This window comes from Allobosea sp. P4_C6 (genome assembly GCF_056402015.1).
On sequence record NZ_JBFUIF010000176.1, the window covers coordinates 1 to 2,585 of the forward strand.

The 2,585-nt window shown below is 61.3% G+C and carries 3 protein-coding genes; 1 reads left to right on the forward strand and 2 read right to left on the reverse strand.

What is annotated here, in order from left to right:
* Window positions 1-161: 161 nt before the first annotated feature.
* A complete protein-coding gene (locus AC1DVA_RS27550; RefSeq protein ID WP_476808005.1) occupies window positions 162-992 on the reverse strand; it encodes an alpha/beta fold hydrolase in 831 nt (276 codons plus the stop codon).
* Between the two features lie 425 nt (window positions 993-1,417).
* Between AC1DVA_RS27550 and AC1DVA_RS27555 the strand changes: the two genes are divergently transcribed.
* Window positions 1,418-2,167: an SDR family NAD(P)-dependent oxidoreductase gene (locus AC1DVA_RS27555; protein ID WP_476808006.1), complete on the forward strand. Its 750-nt coding sequence runs from the start codon at window positions 1,418-1,420 to the stop codon at window positions 2,165-2,167.
* 118 nt (window positions 2,168-2,285) lie between these two features.
* Here the strand turns inward: AC1DVA_RS27555 and AC1DVA_RS27560 are convergent.
* Window positions 2,286-2,585, reverse strand: a 300-nt coding sequence (locus AC1DVA_RS27560) for a response regulator transcription factor (RefSeq protein ID WP_476808007.1), incomplete at its 5' end; no start/stop codon positions are given.

Genomic DNA, 2,585 nt, shown 5'->3' on the forward strand with positions numbered 1-2,585 from the left:
GTACTCGATCGACGGATTCCAGGAGTTGGCAGCGAACGGTCGGTTCGCGGGCCGCAGCTTCCGTATGCGGTGACTCACCAACCAGCGTCCGAGCCGCCGAGGCCGATCGGGGGGCTGCAAGCATGACGAGGCGGCTTCGCCAGCCGCCTCGTCCGTGAGCGTCACCCTCGGACGAAGGCGAGGATGTCCCTGTTGATCGTATCCGCATGGGTGGTCGCCATGCCGTGCGGGAACTTGTTGTAGATCGTCAGGGTCGCCCGCTTCAGGAGCTTGGCCGAAAGCGGGGCGCTGTCGCCGATCGGGACGATCTGATCATCATCGCCATGCATGACGAGAGCCGGAGCCTCGATGACCTTGAGATCCTCGGTGAAATCGGTCTCGGAGAAGGCCTTGATGCCCTCGTAGTGAGCCTTGGCGGCTCCCATCATGCCCTGGCGCCACCAGTTCTGGACGACGCTGGCATCCGTCTCGACCCCGGCGCGATTGAATCCGTAGAACGGCCCCGCTGCGAGATCGGTGTAGAACTTGCTGCGATTGGCAGCGAGACTCTTCCGAAGGCCATCGAAGACTTCGATCGGCAGGCCGCGGGGGTTCCGCTCGGTCTTGACCATGATCGGGGGGACTGCGCCGATGAGAACGAGCTTAGAAGTACGGCTCCTGCCATGGCGCGCGACATAGCGCGTTGCCTCGCCGCCTCCGGTGGAGTGTCCAATATGCACCGCATTGCGTAGGTCGAGATGGTCGACGACGGCCGCGGCGTCGGCCGCGTAGTGGTCCATGTCATGTCCCTCGCTGACCTGGCTCGAACGGCCGTGTCCGCGCCGGTCGTGAGCGACGACCCGGAAGCCTTGCGCCAGAAAGAACAGCATCTGGGCGTCCCAGTCGTCCGAGCTGAGTGGCCAGCCATGGTGAAAGACCAGCGGCTGGGCCGATTTCGGGCCCCAATCCTTGTAGAAAATCTCAACGCCATCCCGCGTCGTGACATAATTCATGCGTCGGCTCCTTTTACTGTTGTGAGGGGCAACGGTGGCGGGCTGCGCCAAGGACTGGAGTGGAAGCGTGCCAATCGCCGCCATGCCGGCGCCGCCGCACAAGAGATCCCGCCGATTGAGGTCGGTCGAACTGGGTAGTGCTTTGTCGAGCATTGGCGCCTCCAGGGCGCAGATAATGGTTGCGGACCAAAGTGCTCAGGGCGCCTAATTCGGCGTCAGACCCCGACATCTTGGACTCGAATTCGCGGCGATATTCATATAATCGCCAGTTCTTCGAGGTGTATTGATTTTTAATTTTCGTGAAAACGATGATCAATACGCTCGAATACAATTAATTATATTCAAACGTATAGTTCATATCGACTTCGGTATATTTTGATTTCAATCAGGAGCGGCCCAACTCTGGATCACCAATGGAGGTCCAAATGGGAAAATTGTCGAACAAGGTCGCCGTGATCACCGGCGGCAACAGCGGGATCGGCTTCGCGACAGCGCGCCTGTTCATAACCGCAGGTGCGAAGGTGCTGATCGTCGGTCGTCGAGGAGACGCCGTGACCGAAGCCGTCGCCAGCCTCGGGCCTCAGGCGACCGGCCTCGCAGGTGACGTTGCCGACCTCGCCACGCACGAACGTGTCGCCGCGCTGGTCTCCGCTCGTTTCGGACAGGCCGACATCTATGTGGCTAATGCGGGCAGCATCCACATTCAGCCGAGCTTCAACGTGACGGCCACCGACTACGACACACAATTCCTCACCAATGCGCGCGGCACGTTCTTCGGCGTTCAGAAGATCGCTCCGCTATTGCGCGATGGCGGCGCGATCCTCCTGACGAGCTCGATCGCAAGCCGCAAGGTGCTGGATGGTCACGCGGTCTACGCTGGCAGCAAGGCGGCAATCGAAGCGTTCGCGCGCAATTGGGCACTGGAACTTAAGGACAGGCGCATTCGTGTGAACGTACTCAGTCCCGGCCCGACCGATACGCCGATTATTGGAAAACTCGGCGTCGCTCCGGAAACGCAGGTGCAGGTCGAAGAGCAGGCCGCCCGGATGATCCCGTTCGGCAGGATGGGCAAGCCGGAAGAGCTGGCACAGGCGGCTCTCTTTCTCTGCTCCCCCGACGGGGAATTCATCACCGGCATCAACCTGGCCGTCGATGGGGGCATCACGCTGACCTGATCTCAGAAGAGGTCGCCATTCCGTTTCGTTCGCCCAGCCGTTCCGGTGCGTTGGCGAGGCATCACGCCATGACCATGAATTCTGGAGCGCCGGAGCCGGTGCTCCAGCCTCGCCAGGGCTAGGCAGCGTTCGCCATACGCATGCCGACCGGTAGAGCCTCCCACGCCCTGATAAGTTCGCCGAGTGAGGMAACTTCCATCTTCCGCATCAGATTGCCCCGGTGCAGCTTGACTGTGACCTCGCTGATGCCGAGGTCGAAGGCGATCTGCTTGTTGAGGCGCCCCCGTGCGACCTCGCACATGACTTCGCGCTCCCGTGGCGTCAGAGTTTGCAAGCGCTCGACACATCCCTTGATCTTCGCAGCTTCCGCCCTTCTCGCCGCATCCACCCCGATCGCCGCATTGACGGCGTCCAGAAG

Bases quoted from the DNA above. Each gene is read 5' to 3' on its own strand.
- AC1DVA_RS27550 (WP_476808005.1), bottom strand. From the start codon at position 992: ATGAATTATGTCACGACGCGGGATGGCGTTGAGATTTTCTACAAGGAT.
- AC1DVA_RS27555 (WP_476808006.1), top strand. From the start codon at position 1,418: ATGGGAAAATTGTCGAACAAGGTCGCCGTGATCACCGGCGGCAACAGC.